The following is a 25716-nucleotide window of genomic DNA, read 5'->3' on the forward strand; positions in this document are numbered from 1 at the left end:
GAGTCCAGTCGCTACCAACCTTGCCAGGTCGGTTTGACCAGAGGGGAGGGAGTGGTCAGATCGCCAGGGTTTCCCTCAGAAGGGAAGCTCTCACCTGTGCTGGAGGGCTAGGAGAAGGATCACGCCACAGAAATGGACGCTCATGATCCGACCTTGGTCTTAGAGCAAAGGCCATCGCGAAGACCAGGATCACCGTCAAAGCGATCACAGCGATCACCACCCTGTCGGGAAGGGAGTCATTCATGTCTGGAGCTGGATCGGACTATTGTCACCACGCAAGACGCAGTGACTGATGCTCCAGTCGTAATGGTTCCAGACCTGAGTGGGTAAGCGATAGTCGGATCCTTCAAAGGCATCGAGGCTGATCCCGGTGGGCATGGCGGAGCAGTAGGGCCTGCTGCCGGGACGCGCCAGGTATTGCTGGTGGTAAGACTCGGCGAAATGGAAGGTTCGGTCGGCTGCGATTTCGGTCGTGATGCTGTCCCGTTCGGCCTGAGTCAGAGCCTTTTGGTACCAGTCGCGACTGGCCAGGGCCAGTTGCATCTGCCGAGGGGTGGTGGTGTAAATCGAAGATCGATACTGACTGCCCTGGTCATTGCCCTGGCGGTCCCCTTGCGTGGGGTCATGACATTCCCAGAACAGTTTGAGCAGGTCGCTGACGTCGATGGCTGGAGTGCTGTAAACCACGCGCACCACTTCGGTGTGACCAGTCCGTCCGCTGCAGACCTGCTCGTAGCTGGGAGATGGAGTCTGGCCGCCGGCATAGCCCACGGCTGTGGAGACAACACCGGGTAACCGCCAAAAACCTTTTTCAGCGCCCCAGAAGCATCCGCAGCCAAAAACAATTTCTTCCTGGTCCTCCATCAGAGGCGCCTTGAGTGGCGTTCCGAGAACAACGTGACGTTCGTCAGCGTTGCCGTCTGATTGTCCTTGCTGAGAACCCGTGAGCCAGTTGGGCAGCATCACATCCTTGTCTGTGTCGCAACCCTAGGCAGATGTCATCGGATCCAGGCGGATGTGATTGAGCAGAGTGGTGACGAAGGCGAATAGCAGAAACGGAACGCTGAGCACAAGAATCAAGCCGACTCCCACCAGGGCAAACACCGGTCGTGAAGACCCCATTAGGGCCAGCCCTGCTGCAAGGCTCACAAAAATCACAGCCATCCAGGCCAGGATCTGTCCGTAGATATCCCCGAACGTCAGGGTGCAGCGGACCGAGAAAGGGGTACCTGACGTCATGGTTCGGCAGCAGAGACTCCAGCTAAGCCGAGGCACCAGGTTTTGTCGCCCGTTCGTTGCGCAACCTTTGCGTCAGGCCACCGATTCCAGCCGTTCTGCGGCCTGCTCCCGTTCCCACAAACTGCGGTAGAGACCCTGTTCCTGAATCAGATCGGAGTGGTGTCCCTGCTGCACCAACCGTCCCTGATCCAGGACCAAGATCCGGTCGCATGCCGCGGCTGCCGAGAGTTGATGGCTGATCATCACAATCGTGCGTTGTGTCTGGCGTCGGACCGAAGCGAGAATCTCGGCTGCGGTGTTGTTGTCAACGCTCGCCAGTGCATCGTCCAGGACCAGAACAGGAGCCTTCATCAGCAAAGCCCTACCCAGTGCGGTGCGCTGCCTCTGGCCTCCACTGAGCGTGATTCCACGTTCTCCGACAAGCGTGTTCATGCCATCGGGAAATCCGCGCACATCTGCCAACAGGCGGGCCTGTTCAGCGGCTGCCTCAACCCGTTCGATGTCGGCTTCGGGTTCGCCATAGCGCAGGTTGTCCGCCAGGCTGCTGGTGAATAGATAGCCCTCCTGGGGAACGAGGGCGATCTGTTCGCGCAGTTCATTCAGGCGCACGTTGGTGAGGTCATGCCCATCCAGGAACAGTTGATTGGCGGGCACTTCCACCATGCGACCCAGCGCGCGGGCCAGAGTGGTCTTGCCACATCCGACTGGACCAACAACGGCCACAAGTTCGCCTGAGTGAATTTGGAAACTCAGTCCGTTAAGGGTGTCGCAATCGGATCCGTCGTAGCGGATGTGCAAGTTGCGAGCCTCCAACTCACCGCGCACAGGCAGTTCGAGATGCTCTGGTTCGATCGGATCTCGGATCAGTGGTTGTCGCGACAACAGTTCCTCGACCCGCTCAAGGCTGACCTGTCCGGTTTGGAATGTATTGAGCGTGAAGCCAAGCAGAGCGGTGGGAAACACCAGCCGCTCCACGAAAAGGATCAGGGCGACCAGGCCGCCGATCGACAGGCTGCCCTGCTGGAGTTGCCCGCTTCCAAGAGCAAGCAGCAACAGCAGCGAGATGGACGAGATGCCCTCTAGTAGTGGGAAGAGCGTGCTGCGTGTGCGTGCCAGCTGAATGGCGGTGTCGCGATAACCGCGGTTGCGAGAACTGAAGGCATTCAGTTCCTGTTGTTCCTGGCTGTAGATCTTGATGGCGGCGATCCCTGACAGGTCTTCCTGAATGAGTTCACTCAGACCTGCCAGTGCTTCCTGCTGGCGACGCTGTTCGCGCATCATTCGCCCTCCGAACAGGCGAACGGCGCCGAGCATCACCGGATAGAGGGAGATTGCGGCAACCGTGAGACCGGGATCAATCGCCAGCATGGCCGGCAGTGTGAAGGCATAGGCCAGAACGGTGTTCGTCAGGCTGAGCACTGCAAAACCCAGGAGCCGGCGCACGTTTTCAACATCGCTGGTTGCACGGCTGATCACCTCACCGCTGCCCGTTTGCTGAACCCATCCGGGCTCCTGTTGCAGCATCTGATCAAACAGCTTCTGCCGAAGCTCAACCTCCACCTGACGCCCGACTCCGAAGACCAGCTGGCGTGAGATCAGCCTCACCATTCCCATGCTCGTGGCGAGCAACACGATCCAGCCCGCCTGTGCAAGCACATCTGAGAAGGCGAAACCCTCCTGAAGGTCATCAATCACCCGCCGAACTTCGAGGGGGATGGTGACGCTGAGGATGTTCACGATCACAAGAGCGATCGCACCCATCAGCACCGTGCGGCGATGGGGCTTCAGGTAGCGGCCGATCAGATCGAGGCGGAAAGCGGCCATCGCGAACCCTGAACAACGAACAACCTAGGCATTGAGCTGGTGCTCAGGAGACGATATGCGGCAGGAAGGGTTGCGATTGGCGTTGAACTGGCCATCGCATCCTTTTTAAGGGATAGTGTTGATGTCCCCATCACCCGGCCCGGAGTGCATTTGCACCCGGGCTTTTTTCTGTCCGTCGATCTCCAAGGCTCCAGGCCTCTTTTTCTCATGGTCTCCGCAACTGTTTCCTGGCCTCAGACACTGGAACTTCTGCTCAACGGCGGAGTGCTCGTTCCTGATCAGGCAGCGGCATTGATGAGGGCATGGCTCTCGGAGGAACTCACGCCAGTGCAAACAGGGGCGTTTCTAGCCGCCATTCGGGCACGTGGTGTCAATGGCGGAGAACTCGGTGCCATGGCAGCGGTGTTGCGTGAAGCCTGTCCTCTGCCAGGGGCACGGCCGGACTTGTTGATGGTGGATACCTGTGGAACAGGGGGTGACGGTGCGGACACCTTCAATATCTCGACAGCCGTAGCTTTTACAGCTGCAGCCTGCGGTGCCAACGTGGCGAAGCATGGCAATCGCAGTGCCAGTGGCAAGGTGGGCTCAGCGGATGTGCTCGAAGGGCTCGGCTTGCATCTCCAAGCACCTGCGGCTCAGGTGGTGGATGCTCTCTCTCAGGCCGGAGTGACCTTCCTCTTTGCGCCGGCATGGCATCCAGCACTGGTGAACCTGGCTCCACTTCGCCGCAGTCTGGGCGTGCGGACGGTGTTCAATCTGCTGGGCCCCCTTGTGAACCCTCTGCGACCCAATGGTCAGGTGCTTGGCGTCGCCACCGAAGACCTGCTGGATCCGATGGCCGAGGCACTGCAGAGTCTTCGCCAGGAGCGAGCCGTTGTTGTTCACGGTGCTGGTGGTCTGGATGAAGCGTCGCTGGCCGGACCCAACGCCCTGCGCATTCTCGAAAATGGCGCGCTGCGTTCAGAATTCATTTCACCTGTTGATCTTGGACTTCAGGAGGCACCACTCGAAGCGCTGCGTGGTGGTGATCTTGCCTGCAATCAGGCGATCCTCAGTGATCTACTCCAGGGGCGCGGCACTCAAGCCCAGGCCGATGTCGTTGCTTTCAACTGTGCGCTGGTGCTTTGGGTGGCGGGTGTGGAAATGGATCTGAAATCTGGGGCGCAGCGAGCTCTTTCGGCTCTTGGCGATGGCCTTGCCTGGAAGCGTCTTGAGCAATTGCGCCAGGGCCTGACCCCCGCCGAGGGAGGATGAGGGCTTCAGCGTTGTTGAGGGGATTCGTCTGCTGATGACTGCTTCATCCAGTGAGTCGGCATGGCTAGTGCTGGCCGATGGCACTGTCTTCTCCGGTCTGCCATGTGGCGCTGGCGGCAGCGTGGTCGGTGAGGTTGTTTTCAACACCGGCATGACCGGGTACCAGGAGGTGATGACCGACCCCAGCTATTCAGGACAGCTGGTCACGTTCACCTATCCGGAACTGGGAAACACAGGGGTCAATCCTGATGATCAGGAGGCAGATCAGCCGCATGCTCAAGGTCTGATCGCCCGGCAGTTGTCCCCCGTGGCGAGCAATTGGCGCTCCCGTCAGAGCCTCCAGGACTGGTTGGCGGCCCATGGCGTTGTCGGTATTCAAGGTATCGATACCCGCGCTCTGGTTCGCCATCTGCGTGAAACAGGTGCCATGAACGGTGTGATCAGCTCCGATGGACGCTCACCGGCTGAGCTGCTTGAGCTGGTGCGTTCAGCACCGTCAATGGAAGGCTTGAATCTCGCCGATAGGGTTTCGACAAGCACCTCCTACGCCTGGAGCACTCCCTCTGCTGTTGATTTCGATCGACGCTTGCAGAGCGGCCGACCGCAGAGTCCGTATCGCGTTGTCGCGATCGATTTCGGTATTAAGCGCGCCATTCTCGATCGATTGGTCAGTCATGGTTGTGATGTGACCGTCATGCCGGCATCGACGGATCTACAGAGCGTGCTGGATTGCAAGCCTGAGGGTGTGTTTCTGTCCAACGGACCGGGTGATCCGGCGGCCGTCAGTGATGGGATCGCTCTGGCGCGTGGTCTGATTCAGCAGCGGGATCTCCCTTTGTTCGGCATCTGCCTCGGCCATCAGATTCTTGGACTGGCTATGGGGGGCACCACCTTCAAACTTGGCTATGGGCATCGTGGTCTCAACCATCCTTGCGGCACCACGGGCCAGGTTGAGATCACCAGTCAGAACCATGGTTTTGCCCTGGATGCGGCCAGCCTTCCTGCCGACAGCATCGAGGTGACCCATCTCAATCTCAACGACCGCACCGTTGCAGCGATAGCCCATCGGCAGCAGCCGCTGTTTGGTGTGCAATATCACCCTGAGGCAAGTCCTGGACCTCACGATGCCGACCATCATTTCGCCCGTTTCGTTTCGCTGATGTCAGATCGACGTTGATGCGTGGTCTGTCTGTTGGAGCATCACTACACTTCGCACGACGACGACGCAACATGGGGGGTCTGGTCCCATCACTGAACTGCAGCGACTGACGGTTTCGCTCCGTGGAGGCTTTGAGCAGAAGGATGGCTGCCTGGTGTTTCATTTCACCGGCCAGTTGGATGCCTACTCCGAAAAGCAGTTCATCACTTACGTGATGGATGTTTTGAAGGCCAATGCCTTCCCGGCTGTCTTTGATCTGAGCAAAATCGACTTTCTCGATTCCTCCGGTCTCGGCGCCCTGGTGCAGCTCGCCAAACAATGCAAAGACGCCAAGCGCAGCTTCGTGGTGGTTGGCAATGCCCGTGTGACCCAGACCGTGAAACTGGTCCGACTGGAATCGTTCCTCCATTTGGTGAATGATCTTGAGACGGCTTACACCCAGCTGGCTGCTTGAGCGACTGGATTCGGCTTCAACATGCTCTGCCGGCAGGCTCCACTGATCTCGGGCCCTTGCAGCTCGCCTGGCTCGGAGACGCTGTCTGGGAGCTACATCAACGTTTGCGGCACTGCCGGCAGGCAGGTCGTTCCAAGGATCTGCACCAAGCGGTGGTGGCCGAGGTTCGGGCCGATGCTCAGGCGGCTGCCTTGAAACGGCTCGAGCCCTGGCTCACTGATGAGGAGAAGGATCTTGTGCGTCGTGGCCGCAATCGTGCCGGCCGCGGACCACGCGGTTCAGACCCTGCGGCCTATGGAAAGGCCACGGGGTTTGAGACAATGGTGGGCTGGCTCTTTCTTCAGAATCCGACGCGGCTTGCCCAGCTTCTGGATCGACTCGAGGAGACCGAATCCGCCCTGTCATAACCATCGATCCCATGAGCTCCCGTTTTGATCGCCGCCCCGCTCGCCCCTCCCGTGGTGGTGATTCCGCAGGCGGTCGACCGCCTCGTGGCGGGCCCCGTGATCGTCGCCCAAGAGTGGATGGCAATCCGACAGGATCCCGCCGGCGGGATGGAGACGTCAGCAGGGGTGATACGCCCTGGCGTGGATCCCGCGATGGTGAGTTTCGAGGACGCGCTCCGTCCCGCAATGGTGCATTTCGCGGCGGTCCCAGAGACGCATCAAGACCTCCTGGCCGAGGCGATCGTCGTGAAGGGGACCGACGCTTTGAACAACGCCGTTCGGATGATCGTCGCTTTGAAGACCGTCGTTCTGATGATCGGCGTTTCAATTCAAGGCGCTTTGAGGACCGCCGCGATGGTGACCGGCGTGAAGGTGACCGGCGTTTCGAAGGACGCCGCCCTGAAGAGCGCCGGGATGGTGATCAGCGCTTTAAGGGGCGTCGTTCTGATGACAGGCGGTTCCCAGACCGTCGTCCTGGAGCTCGTCGCTTCAGTGATGGCGAGGCCCGCAGTATTCGCCCCGGCCGTGGCGAGCGTCGAGATCGTCAGGTTGATGATCAGCCCCGTGGAGAAGCGACTCCCCACGCTGCTGATCCTGTGGCTGATGATCTGCTCTGGGGCCGGCATGCCACTCAGGCTGCACTGGAAGCCGGTCGTCCGATCCATCGCATCTGGTGCACCAGTGAGATGAGGAGTGCTCCCAAATTCATGCAGCTTCTCAGGGATGCCAAGGCCTCCGGAGTTCTTGTGGAGGAAGTCACCTGGGCTCGTCTGGCTCAGATGACCGGTGGTGCCGTCCACCAGGGCATTGCTCTGCAGACCGCTGCAGCAGACACGCTGAATCTTCCTGATTTGATCGATGGCTGCGGCGAGCTCAATGAACCTCCGCTGCTACTGGCCCTTGATGGCCTCACCGATCCCCATAATCTCGGTGCGATCGTTCGTTCCGCTGAAGCCTTAGGAGCCCACGGCGTGGTTCTGCCTCAGCGCCGCAGCGCAGGTCTGACGGGATCCGTCGCCAAGGTTGCGGCTGGTGCACTGGAACATCTGCCTGTGGCGCGGGTGGTCAATCTCAATCGCTCCCTGGAAACCCTCAAAGATGCTGGCTATCGCGTGGTCGGCCTTGCCGAGGAAGGTGATCAGACCCTTGAAGAAGTTGATCTGGAAGGTCCCCTTGTGGTGGTCACGGGTTCTGAGGGCCAGGGACTGTCCATGCTCACCCGTCGCCATTGCGATCAGTTGATTCGCATCCCACTGCGGGGTGTCACGCCAAGCCTGAATGCCTCGGTTGCGACCGCTCTCTGTCTCTATGAGGTGGCGCGTCGAGGCTGGATGAAGGGTCTGAAGGGTCAGAACCCATCTCCCCGCATCGTTCGTCCCCAGCTCCCCGCGCCGCCATCCGAGTCATCAGAGCAGATTGAAGCCTCACAGAACGGGACTTCATCACCGGCGGAAGCATCCGATACCGCTGGGATGCAGCCCTCCAGCGAGCCTGACGCCTCCCCCGTGCCGCCCGAGAACCCAGGCATTGATTTGCAACTCGAACGTCTTCCGCAGACAGTCGAGGCACCCTTTGAAGGCAGTATCGATCTCTGACCGCGCTGCGGTGAACTTCAGGGACTCCGAACAGCGATGGTTGGAATCCTTCCGCCAGCGTTGAATCAGTGCACAATGACCTTGTCTTTATCGCTCCGCCATGGGCCCTCTGAACCGACCGATGCGCTCACTTGCCAACGGTCTAGGCATGGCTTGGTGGGCCAGGGTTCAGACCCATGGCCCAGACGTCACCTACTGGTTCGGTCCTTTCGTGCGCCGCTCTACCCTGGAGAAGGAGCTCCCGGCTTTTCTGAGTGATGTGTCCTCGGAATCGCCCGCTTCACTCGATCATTCATTGGTGCGCTGTCGTCGTTACGAACCGTTCACGATCGAATCCCAGGGCTGAGCTAGCCCGATGCGAACGCATCTGACTGATAGCGTCTCAGCTGCACGCAAATCCTGACCATGGCGATCGCCGAATGGCGTCAGCAACTGGCAAACGGGGAGGTGTCCGCGAGGGAACTCACCGACTATCACCTGGCCAGGATTGATGCGGTCGACCCAGACGTGCATGCTTTTCTTGAAGTCACGGCAGAGCGTGCCCGTGCTGATGCCGATCGCATTGATGCGGCTCGTCGTGCCGGCGATGATTTGCCGCCCCTGGCTGGGATCCCTCTCGGCATTAAGGACAATCTCTGCACCAGGGGCGTGCGCACCACCTGCTCCAGTCGCATGCTCGAGCAGTTTGTGCCTCCCTATGAATCCACGGTGACCGACCGGCTGTGGGCCTCCGGAGCGGTTCTTCTCGGTAAGACCAACCTGGATGAATTCGCCATGGGTGGCTCAACCGAAACGTCCGTGTTTGGTGCCACCGCCAATCCCTGGAATCCTGAACATGTGCCCGGTGGGAGTTCCGGCGGCAGTGCAGCTGCTGTTGCCGCCGGCGAGTGTCTGGCCTCCATCGGCTCCGACACCGGTGGTTCGATTCGTCAGCCCGCATCCTTCTGCGGGGTGGTTGGTCTCAAGCCCACCTACGGGCGCGTGAGTCGCTACGGCTTGGTGGCTTTTGCTAGCTCCCTGGATCAGGTAGGACCGTTCACCTCATCGGTGGCGGATGCCGCAGAACTGCTGCAGGTCATGGCAGGAGTTGATCCTCGCGATTCGACCTGTCTGAATGTTCCTGTTCCTGACTACACCGCTGGCCTTGCCGCTCCGATCAAGGGTTTGCGGGTCGGTCTGGTCACCGAGTGCTTTGACCAGGAGGGATTGGACTCGCAGGTGAAGGCGTCGGTGCTCGCGGCAGCAGATCAGCTCAAGGCTCTTGGCGCCGAACTGGTGGACGTGAGCTGCCCCCGCTTCAACGATGGCATCGCTACTTATTACGTGATTGCGCCGTCGGAGGCATCGGCCAATCTCGCCCGCTACGACGGCGTCAAATTTGGCTATCGGGCCGAGGATGCAACATCTCTGGCTGCCATGACTGCCAGAAGTCGTGCGGAGGGTTTCGGCAGTGAGGTGCAACGCCGAATTCTGATAGGTACCTATGCCCTGTCAGCCGGTTACGTCGATGCTTACTACAAGAAAGCGCAGCAGGTGAGAACGCTGATCCGGCGCGATTTTGATGCGGCCTTTCAGTCGGTTGATGTGCTGTTGACGCCCACGGCTCCCAGCACCGCATTCAAAAACGGTGCCCATGCGGATGATCCCCTGGCCATGTACTTGTCGGATCTGCTCACCATTCCGGCCAATCTCGCCGGCCTGCCGGCCATCAGCGTGCCCTGCGGCTTTGATGCCGGCGGTCTGCCAATCGGGGTTCAGCTCATCGGCAATGTGCTGGAAGAGCCCCGTCTGCTGCAGGTGGCTCATCAGTACGAGCAGGCGGCGGACGTGATGAAGTCCAGGCCGAAAGCGGGGCTGGTGCCTGCTTGAAACGAGGCTTCTCGGCTGGTCGGCACTGCATCTGGTGTTGTCTGGAGTGCCTGTGCACTGCATCTTGCGCATGCCCCTAGGCTGGGTTCATGGCATTCGTCCCCCTTCACAACCACAGCGACTACAGCCTGCTAGATGGTGCTTCGCAGCTGCCTCAGATGGTGGAGCGTGCCAAGGAGCTGGGAATGCCGGCATTGGCACTCACCGATCATGGGGTGATGTACGGCGCTGTGGAGCTGCTCAAGCTCTGTAAGAGCAGTGGTGTAAAGCCGATCATCGGCAACGAGATGTATGTCATCAACGGTTCAATTGATGACCCACAACCCAAGAAGGAGCGTCGATACCACCTGGTGGTGCTTGCCAAAAATGCCGTCGGATATCGCAATCTCGTCAAGCTCACCAGCATCAGTCACCTGCGTGGCATGCGCGGCCGTGGAATTTTTTCACGCGCCTGTGTTGATAAGCATCTGCTTGCGCAGTATTCCGAAGGCTTGATCGTTGCCACAGCCTGCCTGGGCGGTGAGATTCCGCAGGCCATCATGCGCGAACGACCTGATGTGGCCCGCGAGGTTGCCCGCTGGTACCAGAGCGTTTTCGGTGACGACTTCTACCTGGAGATTCAAGACCACGGTTCGCCGGAAGATCGCATCGTCAATGTGGAGATCGTCAAGATCGCCCGTGAACTGGGCATCAAAGTTGTTGCCACCAACGACGCTCACTACCTCACTCGTAATGATGTGGAGGCCCATGACGCACTGTTGTGCGTGCTCACGGGCAAACTGATCAGCGACGAAAAACGTCTTCGCTACACCGGCACTGAATACCTCAAATCTGAGGAGGAGATGGGTCATCTCTTTGCAGATCATCTCGAGCCTGAGGTGGTGCAGGAAGCGATTGCCAACACCGTTGCCGTCGCAGAAAAAGTCGAGGACTACGACATCCTGGGCCGCTATCAGATGCCCCGTTTTCCAATTCCTGATGGCCATACCCCGGTCACCTATCTGCGTGAGGTCACCGAGCAGGGCTTGCGTGATCGTCTTGGCCTGACAGCTGCAGACACCATCGAGGAGGTGTACGCCGAGCGGATGGTGCACGAACTCAAGATCATGGAACAGATGGGCTTTCCCACCTACTTCCTGGTTGTCTGGGATTACATCCGTTTCGCTCGTGAACAGAGCATCCCTGTGGGTCCGGGTCGTGGTTCGGCTGCAGGCTCACTGGTGGCCTACGCCCTTGGGATCACCAACATTGATCCCGTGAGCAACGGTCTTTTGTTTGAGCGTTTTCTCAATCCGGAACGCAAGTCGATGCCTGATATCGACACCGACTTCTGCATTGAGCGCCGAGGCGAGGTGATCGATTACGTCACGCGCCGCTACGGCGATGAAAAGGTGGCTCAGATCATCACGTTCAACCGCATGACCTCCAAGGCCGTGTTGAAGGATGTGGCCCGCGTGCTCGATATTCCATACGGAGATGCGGACCGTCTGGCCAAGCTGATCCCTGTGGTCAGGGGCAAGCCCGCCAAACTCAAAGCCATGATCGGCGATGAGTCGCCGAATCCCGACTTCAAGGAGCGCTACGAGAAGGATCCCATCGTGAAGCGCTGGGTCGACATGGCCATGCGCATCGAAGGAACCAACAAAACATTCGGCGTTCATGCTGCGGGTGTGGTGATTGCCGCTGATCCCCTCGACGAACTGGTCCCTCTTCAGCGCAATAACGATGGCCAGGTGATCACTCAGTACTTCATGGAAGACGTGGAGTCGATGGGGCTGCTGAAGATGGACTTCCTTGGCCTCAAAAACCTCACGATGATCGACAAGACCCTCGAGCTTGTCGAGCAGACCAGTGGCCAACGGATCGACCCCGATCAGTTGCCCCCTGAAGATCAGGGGACCTTCGATCTTCTGGCCCGTGGTGACCTCGAGGGTATTTTCCAGCTCGAGTCCACAGGCATGCGCCAGATCGTGCGTGATCTGAAGCCCTCATCCCTGGAAGACATCTCCTCGATCCTGGCGCTTTATCGGCCAGGTCCACTCGATGCTGGCCTGATTCCCAAGTTCATCAACCGCAAGCATGGCCGTGAAGCGATTGACTTCGCCCACAGCACGCTGGAGCCGATTCTGAGCGAGACCTACGGAATCATGGTGTACCAGGAGCAAATCATGCGCATCGCGCAGGATTTGGCCGGCTACTCCCTTGGCGAGGCGGATCTGCTGCGTCGCGCCATGGGCAAGAAAAAAGTCTCGGAGATGCAAAAGCATCGCGGCATTTTCGTGAAGGGAGCAACGGAGCGTGGCGTTGACACCAAGGTCGCCGACGAGTTGTTCGACCAGATGGTCTTGTTCGCCGAGTACTGCTTCAACAAGAGCCATTCCACGGCCTATGGAGCGGTGACATATCAAACCGCTTATCTCAAGGCTCACTATCCAGTGGCGTACATGGCAGCGCTGCTCACAGTGAATGCCGGAGCCAGCGACAAGGTTCAGCGCTACATCTCCAACTGCAACGCCATGGGCATCGAAGTGATGCCGCCGGATGTGAATGCCTCCGGTACCGATTTCACCCCTAGGGACAGCCGAATCCTCTTCGGGCTATCGGCGGTGCGCAATCTTGGCGACGGTGCGATCCGTGCCCTGATTCGCTCTAGGCAAAACGATGGCATGTTCCAGTCACTTGCTGATCTCTGTGACCGGGTTCCCTCCAGTGTGGTCAACCGGCGCAGCCTGGAATCGTTGATTCACTGCGGAGCACTCGACGCGCTGGAGCCTGAGGCCAACCGCGCCCAACTGATTGCCGATCTTGATCTTCTGATCGACTGGGCCGGATCCCGGGCAAGGGATCGTGCCAGCGGTCAGGGCAATCTGTTTGATCTGATGGCGGGTCCTGCTGCGGATGAAGCTGACGCCAGCACGGACCTGAGCCTTGCTCCCAAGGCAGCTCCTGTGAAGGACTATCACCCCAGCGAAAAACTGAAGCTGGAAAAGGACCTTGTGGGCTTCTATCTCTCTGATCATCCGCTCAAGCAGCTCACCGCACCCGCCCGTCTGCTGGCACCGATCGGACTGGCCAGCTTGGAAGAACAATCAGACAAGGCGAAGGTCAGCGCCATCGCGATGGTGAGTGAGATGCGTCAGGTCACGACGCGCAAAGGTGACCGCATGGCGATTCTTCAGCTCGAGGACCTCACCGGTTCCTGTGAAGCCGTGGTGTTCCCGAAAAGTTATGCGCGGCTCTCCGATCATCTGATGGCCGAGGCCAGGCTTCTGGTCTGGGCCGCTGTGGATCGACGCGACGAACGGGTGCAGTTGATCGTGGATGACTGCCGTGCGATTGATGATTTGCGTTTGCTTTTGGTGGAACTCGACCCCGATCAGGCCTCTGATGTGGCTGTTCAGCACAAGCTGAGGGAATGTCTCCAGGCCCATCGTCCTGACCAGGATGAGTTGGGTGTGCGCGTTCCCGTGGTGGCAGCGGTGCGTAGAGGCCCGGACGTGCGTTATGTGCGTCTTGGCTCCCAGTTCTGCGTCAAGGATGCGGCCGCGGCTCAGCAACATCTGCAGAACAGTGCTTTCACCGTCAGCTGCAGCGATCCGTTGATGCGTTAACTCTTAATCCGATTAAGCCTGCTTCTGGGCTTTGATCGAGCTGCGCAGACGTTGCAGGTTGGGCTTTAGGTGCTCCAGGCCCAGCAACGTTCCTGGCTGAGGTTCCCAGCTTGCCGATAGCACTCCGTAGCTCAGTCCGACCAGGCCCAAAAGGAAGAAGAAGCCCGATCCCAACAGGGTGATGCTTGGCGGGACATCAAGAATGCCTCGACTCACCACGAGGTAACTGATCACAAAAACTGCCATTCCCATAAGGGAAGGAACCCCTGTGGCAAAAGCGACGCGTCGGGCCATGCGGTTGGCTACTTCTCTAGGAATCGCTTGATTTCGGGTTGTCTCTGCAGCTGAACGACGCGGTTCAAAAGGAAGAGGATCGCGCTTTTCAGCCATGACTCATGCAGATTCTGGGATGCGGTTCAGCCGCGGATACCCAGTTTGGCGATCAGGCTGCTGTAACGCTGCTCACTCTTGCCTCTCACATAGCTGAGCAGGCGCTTGCGGCGACCAATCATCTTCAACAGCCCCTGACGCGAGGAGTAGTCGTGATTGTTCTGCTGCAGGTGGCTACTGAGCTTCGAGATGCGCTCGCTCAGCATGGCCACTTGAACCTCAGCCGAACCGGTATCGGTGGCATGGGTCTGGTGGGTGTTGATCAGCTGCTGCTTTTCGGTGGTATCGAGCGACATGCGCGGCGTCTGGCCCTGACAGTGCAAAGAACCAACTTACCTTCCCGCGGTCCCGTTAAGCCGATTCGCTGAGCCAACGCAAACTGGCACGCAGCCATCCTTCATTGTCTTTGTCTTCAGGCACCTCGGAACTGCTGGCGACAGCTCGCATGGCCCGTCGGATCTCGAGGTCCTCGTAGCCGAGAGTCTCGAGGGTGAGTTGAAGTTCCTGCAGGGAATCAGGCTGGATTGGCAAAGCTTTCACGTCGCTGCGATCAACAAGCGATAGAGACGCCTCGTTGGCCTCAGGCGCCCAAGAGCCAAGGCGATCCCGGAGTTCCACTGCGATGCGTTCAGCAGTACGTTTGCCGACCCCCTGAGCCTGCGTCAGCCGCTTCAGGTCCCCTTCAATGATCGCCATCACGAGTTCAGGTGCTGCGCAGCAATCGAGCAGCGAGAGAGCCATCTGGGGACCAACGCCATTCACCGCAATCAGGGTTCGGAACAATTCACGGTCCCGTTGCTGGGGGAATCCATAGAGCGTCGAACCGTCGTCTCGCTGAACCTGATGGATCCAGACGGTGCAGCTGTCACCGATCTGAGCCTGCTGGTCGCGTTTGGTCAGCTGCACTTCATAACCGACCCCTGAACATGCAATCACGACGCCCCGGCGGCCGCCCTGCTCCCAGCTCTGGATCCGTTCACCCCGAAGCCAGCCGATCATGAAATGCTCCCTCTCTGTTGAATTCTGACCGACATCAATGATGCCGGTAAAAACTGAATTCAGAGCCACTCAGGTTGATGAATGCCAGCTTGAAGCTCGGCGGCCTGGCTGAGAAGTAGTGGTGATCCAGCGTATGTTGCCAGGGTGAAGGCATTAATTGATGTCGGCTTGGATAAGACGGCTTCAGCTGCGCTGATTCTGTTCGCAGTGCTCCTGGTCAGTCAGGCTGCGCAAATAGCGGCGGCGTTGGGGTGATTCGTCGCCAGTCCAAAGACTGTGGTGCGGTTGACTCGATTTGGTTTGAAATTTTTTTTCCCTGGTGTTGAAGTGGATTTGTTCATGCTGGAGTTGGCGTTATTGCTATTGATTAGTCAATATCTAAAAGTTTAATCATAGTGCTAATTATTTCATTCATGACATACTTGAATGGTATCAAGCAATGCAAATGACCTGATCTTGATGATGTTTCGGGTCGTCGACCGTACCTCTGATGGCGGCTCTACACACTTCACGTTGACTTCAGCCGGGATTACACCAAATCAGTCGGTTCTGGTCTGATTTGAATGACGCAAACTCCCCTTTTTGAGCATGACGTGGATCGAATGCCTGGATTGTTCCGATGAGCCACGAATTTGTTGTTCCAGAGTCTTTCCCGGTGATGACACATGAAATTTTTTGCGTCTCTTGCTGCTCTTACTTTGATGGTCATCCCTGCCAAGTCGACTGCAAGGCCGATGGTTGGAGATCTTATTGCTGAAAAGCTCTATTACGCCGAGGGGCGGCAGCATCCTGGACATCCCTTGCATGGTTCTTATGAAGGTCTTTGTGCCGGCTCAGAGCGTTGATTTGTTTGTGATTGATGTGGATTTCTAAATCACCTTGTTGATGAGTTGATTGATGAATTGACTTTTTGATCCACTCCTGAATTAATTGCTGAATCAAAGTCTTTCTGTGCCTTTGTAGCTTTGGTCACCTGAATGGTTCTTGTCCTGTGAGATTGTGATCAATTAGATTTTAAAACATGGCAAAATTAAGGCTTGGACTTTATGGGGCTACTGCGTTGGCTGGTATTGCGTGGCCTTGGTATTGCATTTATCAATTCATTCAGGAAACGGAAGCGCTGGGTTTAACGGATCCAATTGAAATCGTTAATTTGTTCTCCCAGGGTGTCTGGGCCAATGCCTCTGCGGGCTTTATTGCCGCTGACCTCACGCTTGTGCTGATTGCATCGTTTGTTTTTTATGCAGCGGAAGGGATCCGGCTGAAAATGAAGTTTTGGTATCTCTATATCGCCGTAACGTTTGCTATCTCCTTTGCTTTTTCGTTCGGTCTGTTCATGTTCAACAGGGAGCGGAACATGGCTTCTGCGTCTGCGTCTGACTAGTCGTTGCTGGAGCGCAGAGGCAGGGCTTTCTCACCCTCAGTCTGACCAGTGTGGTTTCAGGATTCGGGCTGCCGTTAGCCTGAACCTGTAACTCCGGGTGATGGCTCCAAACACCACCAATGATTGGTATCCAGGTCAGCGAGATATCAGATGTCCATGCGTCTGATTGCCCACTCCGTTTTGCAGTGATTCAATCTCTACGCAGCGCGCGCAGGATGCTTCTGTCCTTGTTGCTGGTGTGTCTGATCAGTCTCGGCTTGACCTCCTGTTCACTTGGCGATCGTCCGCCTCGCGCTGTGATCCTCAGCGCTCTTGGTCAGCAAATTCAGCTCACGCAGAGTGCAATCGCTCAGTCGTTGGATCTTGAGGCCTCCGGGGCTCCAGAGGTCACCAGGGTTCGCCTTGAGGAGCAAGAGAGTCTGAGCATTGGTGATCAGAAAGGCGTGCACCTCATCGGACGCTTCGATTGGCGACTGCCTGGAGATGCGATCAAGGTCGATAGTCCCTTCGAACTGTTTCTTGAGCGAGGGGAACGTGGCCAGAGCTGGCGTTTGGCATTGCCGAGTGGTTCCGATGACGGCAGTTCGCAGACCTGGATCACTTATCCACTGGCGATCGATCCAGTCTGACGTTGTTTTGCGCTCAGGCTGATCAGAGTGGCTCCGAGCACGCAAAGTGCACCGACGATGACGGTGCCGGTCACCTGTTCAGCAAAGATCAATACTCCCCAGAGAGTGGCGAACACCACCTGCACGTAATTGATTGAGGTTGCGCGCGCCGCAGGGAGCGTCGCCAGGCCTTCGGTCAGCCAAACCTGCCCAATCTGTGTGAGTAGGCCGACCCCCAGTAACCACAGCCAGTCGCTTCCCGTCGGTAGCACCAGATTGTTCACCAGCAATGGCAACGTCGCTGGGACGGAGACGAGCGGGAAATAGAACACGATTACCAGAGGATGCTCCCGCACAGAAAGTTGGCGGACGCTTACGTAAGCGAGTGCCGTTAACAGGGCTCCACCAAGTCCGATCAGTGCTGAAAGCGGAGGAAGTCCTGCCATCGACTGACCTGCCCATTCGGGCTGCACCACAAGCAGGACACCGAACAGCCCCAGCAGGACCGCCAGGCTGATGCGCTTGCGGATCGGTTCCTTTAGTAAGGCCCAGGCGCAAATCGTCGTGAGGGTCGGGTAGGTGTACTGAAGAAGGGTTGCTGCGGCCAGAGGCAGGCTGGAAATGGCCTGGAAAAACATCAGCAGTGCGCCAGTGCCGAGTACACCTCTCACCAGCAGCAATCCCTTCTGATGGCCCCAAGGGGAGACTCCCAGTCGCCTCAACATGGTGAGCGTGATCGCGAGGCTGATCAGCGATCGAATCAGAACCACCTCAGCCACGGGCAAGCGGCCTCCGAGGTGCTTGACGCAGACGGTCATCAGGCTGAAGGCTAAGGCCGCTCCGACCAGACTCACGCAGGCCTTCCATTCCTCAGGGGACTGCGATCCGCGGATGGTTGTCAGCAGGCCTCGCATTCATCGGTCTGCACGCTAGTTCTCAACGATGCCACCGGAGCAGTTCCTGATTGAGCCCTGTTTTGAGGGATCAGTGCGGTTCATTCATCAGCGAGACCTGGTTCATGGTTCCCGACCGTTGTTTGGATCGTCTAGAGCTCGAAGCAGCAATTGCGATCGACGGGACGCGCGGTTTCTCGCAGAATGGTTCGATGGTCAGCCCCCGACTTCACCCACGCACCATCGAGGCCGTTAAGGAACGCGCCGACATCGTGGACGTTGTTGGTGAGCATGTAGTGCTCAAGAAAAAGGGTCGTGAGTTCGTCGGAATCTGCCCGTTCCACGACGACAGCAAGCCGTCGATGACGGTGTCTCCCGCCAAGCAGTTCTATTACTGCTTCTCATGCGGCGCAGGAGGAAACTCCATCAAGTTCCTGATGGAGTTTCAACGTCAGAGCTTCAGCGAGGTGGTGCTTGACCTTGCCCGCCGATATCAACTGCCGGTGGAGACCGTCGATGGTCCGCAGCAGGAGAAACTCAAACAACAGCTGTCTCGCCGCGACAAGCTGCACCGAGCGCTTGCATTGGCTTCCGGCTGGTTTCGTGCACAGCTCAGAACAGACGCCGGTGCTGATGCACTTCGCTATCTGCGCGAGACCCGCGGGCTGAGCGAAACCACCCTTGATCAGTTCGAGCTGGGTTACGCGCCTGATCAGTGGGATGGCCTGCTTAAGCATCTGCAGCAAGTGGAGGGATTGCCTCCAGAACTGCTCGAGGCAGCAGGACTGGTGGTTCCCCGTAAAGGAGGGAACGGTTTTTATGACCGCTTCCGCCATCGGGTCATTGTTCCCATTCGTGATCGTCAGGGGCGGGTGATCGGCTTCGGTGGCCGCAGCCTCGATGGCAGTGAGCCCAAGTACCTCAACTCACCTGAAACGGATGTGTTCGAGAAGGGCAAGCACCTATTCGGACTTGACCGGGCCTCATCCGCAATCCGCAAGGACGATCGTGCTGTTGTTGTGGAGGGCTATTTCGATGTGATTGCCCTGCATGCCGCAGGTGTCACCAATGCGGTGGCCTCTCTGGGCACCGCTCTCAGCAGTCAACAGATCACCCAGCTGTGTCGATGCAGTGATGGCAAGCGGATTGTTCTGAATTTCGATGCCGATGGTGCCGGCGTGCGAGCCGCCAACCGAGCGATCGGTGAGGTGGAGCAGCTGGCACTCCAGGGACAACTGGAGTTGAGGGTCCTGCACCTTCCATCCGGTAAGGACCCCGATGAATTTCTCAAGGAGCATGGCGCTGGTGACTATCGGGCTCTGCTGGACCAGGCGCCGCTCTGGCTCGACTGGCAGATCGAACAGGTCCTTGAGGGAAGGGATCTCAGTAAGGCAGATCAGTTTCAACGTTCGGTGGCTTCGCTGGTTGCGTTGCTGGGCAAGCTTCCCCAATCCGCCATCCGCACCCACTACATCCAGCAGGTGGCCGAGCGCCTCAGCGGTGGGCAGGGCCGTCTGGCTTTACAGCTTGAAGACGATCTCCGCCAGCAGGTTCAAGGTCAGCGCTGGCACGGCCGCTCCAGCCGACATGAGAAGGCTGGCGAAGCTTCCCAGCGTGAACGTTCAGAAGCTGAGATCCTTCTGCTCTATTTGCATTGCCCGTCCCATCGGGCTGGCATCCGCCAGGAACTGAGGAGTCGGGAGCTCGAGGATTTCGCGCTGCAGCATCATCGTCTGCTCTGGTCTGGCATCACGGATCTAGAGGAAGGCAATCTTGGCAGTGTGCGTCTGGAAGCGATCTGTCGCGGTGAGGATCGCGGCGACGAATTGGCAGACCTCGATCTGCCCCGACTGCTCACGGATCAGCTCCTGCTGGACAACAGTGATCTGGTGACGCGTCTGACGCCACTGCTCGAACCGGATGAATTGCAGCGTGTTGCCTTGGCCCGGCCGATGGATCAGCTGCGTGGAACGGCAGCGATGCTTGAACGTCAGAAGAGCAATAAACGTTGCCGGCATTTGCTGGAAGCCTGGACTGGCCAGCGTCTGCAAACTCTGGAGCGTTGCATTGCCGTCTTAATCGAGCAGGAGAAAGAGGAGCAGTCAGCTCCTGCTGTTGAGATGGAAGTCGATATGGAGCAGCGCATCCACACCATGTTCGATGACCTCAACGCTGAAGCCCTGCGTTTTCAGGAGCTGTATTACACCGAACGTCGACACATCCAACATCTCGATCAACAGCGCTGTGCCGGCTATGCCTCGGACACCAGCTCCGAACCTGCAGCTTCAGTCAACGGTTGAGTTAACGACCCATCCAACCGCCATCCACGACCAATGTCTCTCCATTCACGTAGCGCGAGGCATTACTGGCGAGAAACACCACCGGGCCGCGCAGGTCATCAGGTGATCCCAGGCGACCAGCGGGGATGCGTTCCAGAATCTGCCTGGATCTCAGTGGATCCGACTGCAGCGCTTCGGTCATTTCCGTTTTCACGTATCCGGGTGCAATGGCGTTCACCCTTACGCCGCGTCCAGCCCATTCATTGGCCAGTGAGCGCGTGAGGTTGGCCAGGCCTGCTTTGCTGGCGGCGTAGCTGGCCACATTCAATCCACCCTGATCACTAAGGATCGAGGCGGTGGAAATGATGCTGCCCTTGCCTCGCTCCAGCATCAGCGTTCCGATCCGGCGACTCACTCTGAACTGTGCACTGAGGTTGACTTCCAGCACCGTGTCCCAGAGCTCATCGCTGTGTTTCTCTGCCGGCGCCCGACGCACGATGCCGGCATTGTTCACCAGCACGTCGATGACTGGATGTTGGCTCAGAACCTGTTCGAGCACGCTGTCAACAGCATTGCGGTCGCTGAGGTCGCAGCGAAAACCAGAAAATCGACGGCCACGCTTGCGAATCACGTCTCCCACCTCACTGTTGTCAGGGTTGAGTGAGGCGCTGATTCCAACAATGTCGGCTCCTGCTTCAGCCAGTGCATCCGCCATGGCTTGGCCAATGCCTCTGCGGCATCCCGTGACTAGTGCCACCTGACCATCAAGCCTGAACAGCGAATCCTGCATCGTTCTGCGCGTCCTTTATCCCCATTCTTGAGCGTCTAGGCACTGGGCAGCGGCTCGGGTCGGAGTCATGATCAAAACGGTCGTTCCCCGTGTCCGATGTCTGAATTCTTCGAAGCGTTCTGGCATGGGGAGGGCATCGGTGATGGCGGTGACCTGGAGGAGGCTTTGCAGGCCTATGTGACCGTCAAGCCTGACGACAACGACTGGATTGCGGCCTGTGCAGCGAAGGAGGCGGCTCCCCGGATTGAACGTTTTTCGTCATTCGAGGCTTATCTCGATAACCAGGATCCTCTGGATGTGATTGAGGTTTCACCGCAGATGATTGTGGTGGCGATTGAACAGCTGCCTGTCTGATGTCTCATCCATCCGTTGATTTCGCGGCCAGCGCACCGGTGAACGATCTCTGGCCTGCTCTGGTGGAGCGACTCGGTCTTGAACGATCGCAGCGTGCAGTTCGGCAGGCTTTAGACCTTCAGGCCATGCAGGGCAGTGCTGCAACATTGCCGGTGTTGTTTTGCGAGACCTGTGGCCTGGCTCTGGCCAGTACTGATTTGCTGCGTGAGCAAACTGGATTAAATGGCCATGGCGACAATTTTGTGCTCTTGTTCTCCTCAAGATCCAATGCGGTGCAGTTGGTTTGCCCTGTCTAATCAAAGACCTGAAGCTTTCTAAAAACCAGCTGCTCTCTTGATTGAAAGCCTCAATGGTTAGGGCTCACTGATATAACTGGCGATCGGGGATGGAATGAGCCACTACGGAGATGATTGAACTGTGATTTGATGGCCCGCAAAATTCAACTGCCACTGTCGAAAAGCTCCAGCTCGAGTACAGCGGCCTGGGCGGCCATGACCTTTGCCTCGATTACAGCCTTGGCGGTTTGGGGCTTGGCAAATGCCTATCCCCATATCTGACCAAACCAGTGAAGCTGCCGGTGCAGGGGGAATTGGTCCGTTTTGTATCCACTCGAACGACCAACCCCTTGAGAGTTGTCTTATAAAACGTCTGTAGTAACAGCTACCAACACGTTCACCTCTTTTCGGAGAGGCGCAGTTCGATTCAGGCCAAGGAACGGGGACCTGAACTTGCTTCGAGGAACCATCCATGACAGCTCTTATTTACAGAGGTCAGACCTACACCCCTCAACACACTGCTGTGCAAAAGCAGTGTGTTGAACTCACCTACCGGCGCGAGCACTACAACGCTCGTCGCCAGAAGGCAGCTCGTGAGCTTCACCCCCAGCTTGCTTATCGCGGTGTCTTCTACGCCAGATGATCTAGCGACAATTGATGAGATGCCTCGCTTTGGCGAGGCATTTTTATTGCCCAGCTCTGAATCTGATGCCGCGCTTCGAGTGATCGGACCAAAGAGGAAGGCCGCCCTTCCCGGTGGAAAGACGGCCTAAGTCGCTCGTTTGTGCATTGTTCAACCCATCGCTTGTCGAGAAAGGAAGGGGTCGAAGCTTCTGGCTAGAGGCGCCCTGGGGCCATGCGCTCTAGGTGTCGGGTCGTTGTCTCCGAGGGCACCTAGGGCGGTGCGAGTGGAGCGTCGATTGGCGTGACGTATCTGATGTGTACCTAACCAAACGACCAACCCAGGTTATTGTTGAGACTGTTGGAGCAGGGGCCAGAAGTCAGTCTGCTTCTGCGATCTGCTCAGGTGGAGTGTCGACCAAGCTTGGTTCCTCCGATTGCGTGGCCTCACTCTCCACCCGCAGAGGCGTTTTTGGCATCGGTCGAATCGCGCATTGCCTTGGATGGCAAAACCCCCAATAGTGGAAATGGCTTGCTCAAGCTCAGATGCAGGCCAGATCTGATGCAGCTTCGATCGATGGCAATCCAGTTGCTGGCGACGGTGATGCTTGCATCGCCAGCTCAAACGGCAGCTCCTGAGAGTGTGACCATCAGCGACTGCTACGACGGTGATACCTGCCGAACAACCGATGGCGAGAGGATTCGGCTGGCCTGCATCGATACCCCTGAACTGAGGGGAAAACGGGCTGATCCTGTTCCCGCGAGGGCTGCCCGGGATCACCTTCGCGGGATGGTTGTGGGACGATCCGTCGGGCTTCGACGCATCACGATCGACCGTTATGGCCGGACTGTCGCTGAGCTGTTTGTCGACGAGATGAATGTGCAGTTGGTCATGATTTCCAGTGGATATGCCCGGATCGATTGGCGTTACGCAGACCAATGTTCTTGGGCCTCATGAACAACAAAACTGCGCCGATTCATTCGATTGCTGTTGCACTGCTTGCCGTTGCTGTCATTTTTCTGGCAATCAAAGAACCTCGCTGCGACAACGACATGCCATCAGCAGAAACGACAACTGGTCAGCAGGATTCAATTCAGCGCCCGTCGAGGACTGGACGGCAGCGTGAGCTCCGCAAGTTTTGACCTGCCGAAATTGCACCAACCACTGACTCCGGTCAGGCTGATCCCCCCCCATGCAGTGATCACTGAAGCCTCAAGATTCACTCAGGCAGTGAAAGGGTATTCTGGTCAACCCTAAAGTAGCTTTAATTCTCAATCAATCATTCAAAACAACAACAACTGGCAGCCTTGTTGTTGTTTTGTGAAGCAACTTACATAATCCAACATTGAACGATCGCGAATGCTTCTTTTAGTTCGATCAATCTTAACGGCGGCCATGCCTTTTGGTTATCTTGATTGCCGCTGTTAATATCCAACGGTTTTATCTTGTAAACTGAGGATAGTAAGAATGATTTGTATGGAAGACAAGCTTGCTAATGTCAACACTCAGGCTCTGAGTGAAGAAGCGGTCAGCGATGTTAATCCAACAGTTCTCATTGGAGTTTTTATCGCTGTGAGTACATTTTTTATTCTTGCATCGACGATTGGCTCAGTTGTGGAGAGTTTTTCGTGAGATAAGAGAAATTCAGTGAAAATCGTTGAGTGAGCCATGAAACGTCGATCATTCAGCATGGACCTGCCTTGATTCTGATGGTTCAGCCACTTGACGATTCAAAGGGGGTGTTGATCTTCAAAAGGAGGCCGGAACGCCAGGTCTGGAGCCTCGCATCAAGCGTTAGTCACAACATCTTCGGGTGACTTTTTCAAGAAAGGCTTTGAGTTGTTCTTCTGCCATGGCTGATTGACCCTTCCAGAAGACTTGGCCATGACCATCAGCAAGCCCAGCAGCACTCAGGGCCCCATCCCGTTGGCGCTTGCTGGGTGGGTTTTTTCTTCATGGACTTTGCTCAGGAATCAACAGCACTCGCAGCTGGTGCAGCATTGATCTCCGCCGGCATGTCCATCAGCGCAAGGCTGAGAACAGAACAGCTTTCCATCTTTTTCGACTGCAGAGTCTGGAGCAATTGTGCAATCGCAGGGCTCACAGGCACATGTTGGGGTTGGGATCGCCATGGGTAGACCTCATCACTCATCCCTTTCTAGGACAGGTTGTGTTGAGGCTCATCCCCCAAGTGGGTGTTCTTCTCCCATGCTTCAGCTCAGTGCAGAGGCCACTGACCCGGGTGCTAGCGAGCGTTGGCAGATGAAGCTGTTCAGGATTTCTACTGATCGCCAGGAGGCACGATCACTCGCTGGGGGGATGTGTTCTGCATCGAGATCGAGGACTCTTGCACCAACTTGTTTTGGTGAATGGACAGTCGCGCTCGGGTAGTTATGGGTTCTGCGGTTGCCGGCCTGATTGGGGTGGTGGCGCTTGCAGTAATGGAGGGATTGTTCAACCCTGCCCAAGCCGATCAGGTGTATCTGCGTTGTGATGTCTCCGGATTGGATGGAACCATCTGGGAAATCACGCTTGATGAGAAGGCTGGTAAAGCTTGGGTTTACAAGCCTGAATTCCGCAGCAGTACGGAATATCCAGCCTCGTTTACACCTGAGCACGTGCGGTTTGGGAAAGAGCTGCCCTACACGGGGTCATACCTTTCCAACGTTTTGGATCGTTCAACCGGTGATTTAACCAGTGATATTCGGGGTTTGGCCGCTCCTCCTCTGACCGCAACCTGCGAAATTCAAGCCAAGACAACTCCCACGGTTTGAACGATGGCTTCCCTCGTTTGGGTGATGTGCGCTGTTTCAAGCAGAAGACCTTAGAGCAGCTCACCTTGGAGAGTGGTTGGGATCTCAGTTGATGTCCGTTCAGCAGTAACGCTGGTCAGCTCTGCAGAGTTTTTGATTGGCTTGCCAGGCCGGCCATGACTCTTCTGGCCTCGGACGCTTGTACATCAACTTCAGCGGCCATAACGCCAGGGTCAACAGCATCTGCATGCAGATCTTCTCAAGCCATTCGGAAAGATGAATCAAAACCTCTGAATCACGACTTGTAGATGGTCTGTTGAAGAGTTCGGTCATGGTCAACGCACCGATCCTTCAGTCGTAGCTCATGGACCGTTGAAGAGCATCGGAACTTCAACCCAATCGGGTTAGCTGAATAGACCAAACACCTGGTTGAGGATGCCTTTGCCGGTGAGTGCTTCCACGGTTACTCCGATGGCCAGCCCCAGCATGGCCATACGTCCATTGAGACGTTCGGTGTAGAGATTGACAGGGTCAGCAGTTGTCTGCCTTGGACCCAGTGGTGAATTTGGGGTTAACAAAAAACGTGCTGATCAATTATTGAGCAAACCTTAAGGGCGGCGATCTGTTGGTCGTTGTGCCAAAAGCGCGTGTCGTGTCATTTGTGATTGCTTGCCTGAATCAGGTTGTACGCACCATCTTTTTCTGTGTACTTCATGGATTCTCTGAAGCTGTTTCAAGGATTGGTTGGGGTGATTGCTCAGACGCGCATCGTGATGCTGGGTTGCCCATGTTCAAGCTACTTTCGAGTCGCCGCTCGCTTCTGGTTTTGACCGTATCGATGGACTGTGCCGGTGTTCATCCGTGTCTGATTCAGGAATACGACCGTCGCATTTGAGATGTGATGCGTTGCCAACAGGA

Annotated in this window: 31 protein-coding genes; 19 read left to right on the top strand and 12 right to left on the bottom strand. The window is 57.1% G+C overall.

Annotated features, from left to right (window positions below; genetic code table 11):
- Positions 1-55 precede the first annotated feature (55 nt).
- From DXY37_RS07340 to DXY37_RS07355, 4 genes are all read right to left on the bottom strand, one after another.
- The gene (locus DXY37_RS07340) at positions 56-244 is read right to left on the bottom strand and encodes a hypothetical protein (RefSeq protein ID WP_115126075.1); all 189 of its coding nucleotides are present in this window, start codon (positions 242-244) and stop codon (positions 56-58) included.
- The gene (gene msrA, locus DXY37_RS07345) at positions 241-963 is read right to left on the bottom strand and encodes a peptide-methionine (S)-S-oxide reductase MsrA (RefSeq protein ID WP_115126452.1); all 723 of its coding nucleotides are present in this window, start codon (positions 961-963) and stop codon (positions 241-243) included. Before msrA ends, DXY37_RS07340 begins: the two co-directional genes overlap by 4 nt.
- A 24-nt stretch (positions 964-987) precedes the next feature.
- On the bottom strand, positions 988-1239 hold the full coding sequence (locus DXY37_RS07350) for a hypothetical protein (protein WP_066906518.1): 252 nt from the start codon (positions 1237-1239) through the stop codon (positions 988-990).
- A 72-nt stretch (positions 1240-1311) separates the two neighbouring features.
- Complete coding sequence (locus DXY37_RS07355) at positions 1312-3063, bottom strand: ABC transporter ATP-binding protein (RefSeq protein ID WP_115126076.1); 1752 nt, start codon at positions 3061-3063, stop codon at positions 1312-1314.
- A 207-nt stretch (positions 3064-3270) separates the two neighbouring features.
- On the opposite strand from DXY37_RS07355, the gene trpD reads away from it, so the two are divergent.
- The 8 genes from trpD to DXY37_RS07395 all read left to right on the top strand — a co-directional run bounded on the left by trpD (position 3271) and on the right by DXY37_RS07395 (position 13451).
- Complete coding sequence (gene trpD / locus DXY37_RS07360; protein ID WP_115126453.1) at positions 3271-4317, top strand: anthranilate phosphoribosyltransferase; 1047 nt, start codon at positions 3271-3273, stop codon at positions 4315-4317.
- A 34-nt stretch (positions 4318-4351) separates the two neighbouring features.
- Entirely contained in the window at positions 4352-5494 is a 1143-nt protein-coding gene (gene carA, locus DXY37_RS07365) for a glutamine-hydrolyzing carbamoyl-phosphate synthase small subunit (protein WP_115126077.1), read from the top strand.
- A gap of 88 nt (positions 5495-5582) precedes the next feature.
- Positions 5583-5930 (top strand): STAS domain-containing protein, encoded by a 348-nt coding sequence (locus DXY37_RS07370; RefSeq protein ID WP_074160780.1) that lies wholly within the window; start codon positions 5583-5585, stop codon positions 5928-5930.
- Complete coding sequence (locus DXY37_RS07375) at positions 5927-6337, top strand: ribonuclease III domain-containing protein (RefSeq protein WP_067097964.1); 411 nt, start codon at positions 5927-5929, stop codon at positions 6335-6337. Before DXY37_RS07370 ends, DXY37_RS07375 begins: the two co-directional genes overlap by 4 nt.
- Before the next feature lie 11 nt (positions 6338-6348).
- On the top strand, positions 6349-7971 hold the full coding sequence (gene rlmB, locus DXY37_RS07380) for a 23S rRNA (guanosine(2251)-2'-O)-methyltransferase RlmB (RefSeq protein ID WP_115126079.1): 1623 nt from the start codon (positions 6349-6351) through the stop codon (positions 7969-7971).
- A 100-nt stretch (positions 7972-8071) separates the two neighbouring features.
- On the top strand, positions 8072-8317 hold the full coding sequence (locus tag DXY37_RS07385) for a DUF1816 domain-containing protein (RefSeq protein ID WP_115126080.1): 246 nt from the start codon (positions 8072-8074) through the stop codon (positions 8315-8317).
- A gap of 59 nt (positions 8318-8376) precedes the next feature.
- Positions 8377-9840 (top strand): Asp-tRNA(Asn)/Glu-tRNA(Gln) amidotransferase subunit GatA, encoded by a 1464-nt coding sequence (gatA, locus tag DXY37_RS07390; RefSeq protein WP_115126081.1) that lies wholly within the window; start codon positions 8377-8379, stop codon positions 9838-9840.
- An 89-nt stretch (positions 9841-9929) separates the two neighbouring features.
- The gene (locus DXY37_RS07395; RefSeq protein WP_115126082.1) at positions 9930-13451 is read left to right on the top strand and encodes a DNA polymerase III subunit alpha; all 3522 of its coding nucleotides are present in this window, start codon (positions 9930-9932) and stop codon (positions 13449-13451) included.
- Between the two features lie 12 nt (positions 13452-13463).
- Here the strand turns inward: DXY37_RS07395 and DXY37_RS07400 are convergent, their stop codons facing one another.
- From DXY37_RS07400 to ruvA, 3 genes are read right to left on the bottom strand one after another with little or no spacing between them, the layout of a single operon-like run.
- Positions 13464-13841 (bottom strand): PAM68 family protein, encoded by a 378-nt coding sequence (locus DXY37_RS07400; RefSeq protein WP_115126083.1) that lies wholly within the window; start codon positions 13839-13841, stop codon positions 13464-13466.
- Between the two features lie 26 nt (positions 13842-13867).
- On the bottom strand, positions 13868-14137 hold the full coding sequence (rpsO, locus tag DXY37_RS07405; RefSeq protein ID WP_067097939.1) for a 30S ribosomal protein S15: 270 nt from the start codon (positions 14135-14137) through the stop codon (positions 13868-13870).
- 55 nt (positions 14138-14192) lie between these two features.
- Positions 14193-14840 carry a Holliday junction branch migration protein RuvA gene (gene ruvA / locus DXY37_RS07410; protein WP_115126454.1) on the bottom strand — a complete coding sequence of 216 codons (648 nt, stop codon included), beginning with the start codon at positions 14838-14840 and terminating at the stop codon, positions 14193-14195.
- A 701-nt stretch (positions 14841-15541) separates the two neighbouring features.
- Between ruvA and DXY37_RS07415 the strand changes: the two genes are divergently transcribed.
- From DXY37_RS07415 to DXY37_RS07425, 3 genes are all read left to right on the top strand, one after another.
- Positions 15542-15685 (top strand): hypothetical protein, encoded by a 144-nt coding sequence (locus tag DXY37_RS07415; protein WP_244276955.1) that lies wholly within the window; start codon positions 15542-15544, stop codon positions 15683-15685.
- 176 nt (positions 15686-15861) lie between these two features.
- Positions 15862-16224, top strand: coding sequence for a DUF2834 domain-containing protein (locus DXY37_RS07420; protein WP_115126085.1), 363 nt, complete (start codon positions 15862-15864; stop codon positions 16222-16224).
- A 215-nt stretch (positions 16225-16439) separates the two neighbouring features.
- A complete protein-coding gene (locus DXY37_RS07425; protein WP_115126455.1) occupies positions 16440-16853 on the top strand; it encodes a hypothetical protein in 414 nt (137 codons plus the stop codon).
- Here DXY37_RS07425 and DXY37_RS07430 read toward each other — a convergent pair.
- A complete protein-coding gene (locus DXY37_RS07430; RefSeq protein WP_115126086.1) occupies positions 16826-17746 on the bottom strand; it encodes a DMT family transporter in 921 nt (306 codons plus the stop codon). The genes DXY37_RS07425 and DXY37_RS07430 overlap by 28 nt on opposite strands.
- 191 nt (positions 17747-17937) lie before the next feature.
- Between DXY37_RS07430 and dnaG the strand changes: the two genes are divergently transcribed.
- Positions 17938-20025: a DNA primase gene (dnaG, locus tag DXY37_RS07435; protein ID WP_115126456.1), complete on the top strand. Its 2088-nt coding sequence runs from the start codon at positions 17938-17940 to the stop codon at positions 20023-20025.
- A gap of 1 nt (position 20026) precedes the next feature.
- Here the strand turns inward: dnaG and DXY37_RS07440 are convergent, their stop codons facing one another.
- Positions 20027-20794, bottom strand: coding sequence for an SDR family oxidoreductase (locus tag DXY37_RS07440; RefSeq protein WP_136975571.1), 768 nt, complete (start codon positions 20792-20794; stop codon positions 20027-20029).
- 96 nt (positions 20795-20890) lie between these two features.
- Here DXY37_RS07440 and DXY37_RS07445 point away from each other — a divergent pair, with 96 nt between their 5' ends.
- The 6 genes from DXY37_RS07445 to DXY37_RS13315 all read left to right on the top strand — a co-directional run bounded on the left by DXY37_RS07445 (position 20891) and on the right by DXY37_RS13315 (position 23677).
- Positions 20891-21148 (top strand): hypothetical protein, encoded by a 258-nt coding sequence (locus DXY37_RS07445; RefSeq protein WP_115126087.1) that lies wholly within the window; start codon positions 20891-20893, stop codon positions 21146-21148.
- Positions 21148-21444: a hypothetical protein gene (locus tag DXY37_RS07450; RefSeq protein ID WP_067097922.1), complete on the top strand. Its 297-nt coding sequence runs from the start codon at positions 21148-21150 to the stop codon at positions 21442-21444. Before DXY37_RS07445 ends, DXY37_RS07450 begins: the two co-directional genes overlap by 1 nt.
- A 129-nt stretch (positions 21445-21573) precedes the next feature.
- Positions 21574-21705 (top strand): hypothetical protein, encoded by a 132-nt coding sequence (locus DXY37_RS13680; RefSeq protein ID WP_255359919.1) that lies wholly within the window; start codon positions 21574-21576, stop codon positions 21703-21705.
- Positions 21706-21895: 190 nt separating this feature from the next.
- A complete protein-coding gene (locus DXY37_RS07455) occupies positions 21896-22066 on the top strand; it encodes a DUF4278 domain-containing protein (RefSeq protein ID WP_115126088.1) in 171 nt (56 codons plus the stop codon).
- Between the two features lie 555 nt (positions 22067-22621).
- Entirely contained in the window at positions 22622-23002 is a 381-nt protein-coding gene (locus DXY37_RS07460; RefSeq protein WP_244276957.1) for a thermonuclease family protein, read from the top strand.
- Between the two features lie 519 nt (positions 23003-23521).
- Complete coding sequence (locus DXY37_RS13315; RefSeq protein WP_170951814.1) at positions 23522-23677, top strand: hypothetical protein; 156 nt, start codon at positions 23522-23524, stop codon at positions 23675-23677.
- A gap of 341 nt (positions 23678-24018) precedes the next feature.
- Here the strand turns inward: DXY37_RS13315 and DXY37_RS07470 are convergent, their stop codons facing one another.
- Positions 24019-24177, bottom strand: coding sequence for a metallothionein (locus DXY37_RS07470; protein WP_074160771.1), 159 nt, complete (start codon positions 24175-24177; stop codon positions 24019-24021).
- 237 nt (positions 24178-24414) lie between these two features.
- On the opposite strand from DXY37_RS07470, the gene DXY37_RS07475 reads away from it, so the two are divergent.
- The gene (locus tag DXY37_RS07475) at positions 24415-24819 is read left to right on the top strand and encodes a hypothetical protein (RefSeq protein ID WP_136975572.1); all 405 of its coding nucleotides are present in this window, start codon (positions 24415-24417) and stop codon (positions 24817-24819) included.
- Positions 24820-24918: 99 nt separating this feature from the next.
- Here the strand turns inward: DXY37_RS07475 and DXY37_RS13320 are convergent, their stop codons facing one another.
- Positions 24919-25131: a hypothetical protein gene (locus DXY37_RS13320; RefSeq protein ID WP_115126091.1), complete on the bottom strand. Its 213-nt coding sequence runs from the start codon at positions 25129-25131 to the stop codon at positions 24919-24921.
- 71 nt (positions 25132-25202) lie between these two features.
- On the bottom strand, positions 25203-25376 hold the full coding sequence (locus tag DXY37_RS07485) for a high light inducible protein (protein WP_115126092.1): 174 nt from the start codon (positions 25374-25376) through the stop codon (positions 25203-25205).
- Positions 25377-25716 lie beyond the last annotated feature (340 nt).

This window comes from Synechococcus sp. GEYO (genome assembly GCF_900473955.1).
In the GTDB taxonomy this organism is placed as follows: domain Bacteria; phylum Cyanobacteriota; class Cyanobacteriia; order PCC-6307; family Cyanobiaceae; genus Synechococcus_C.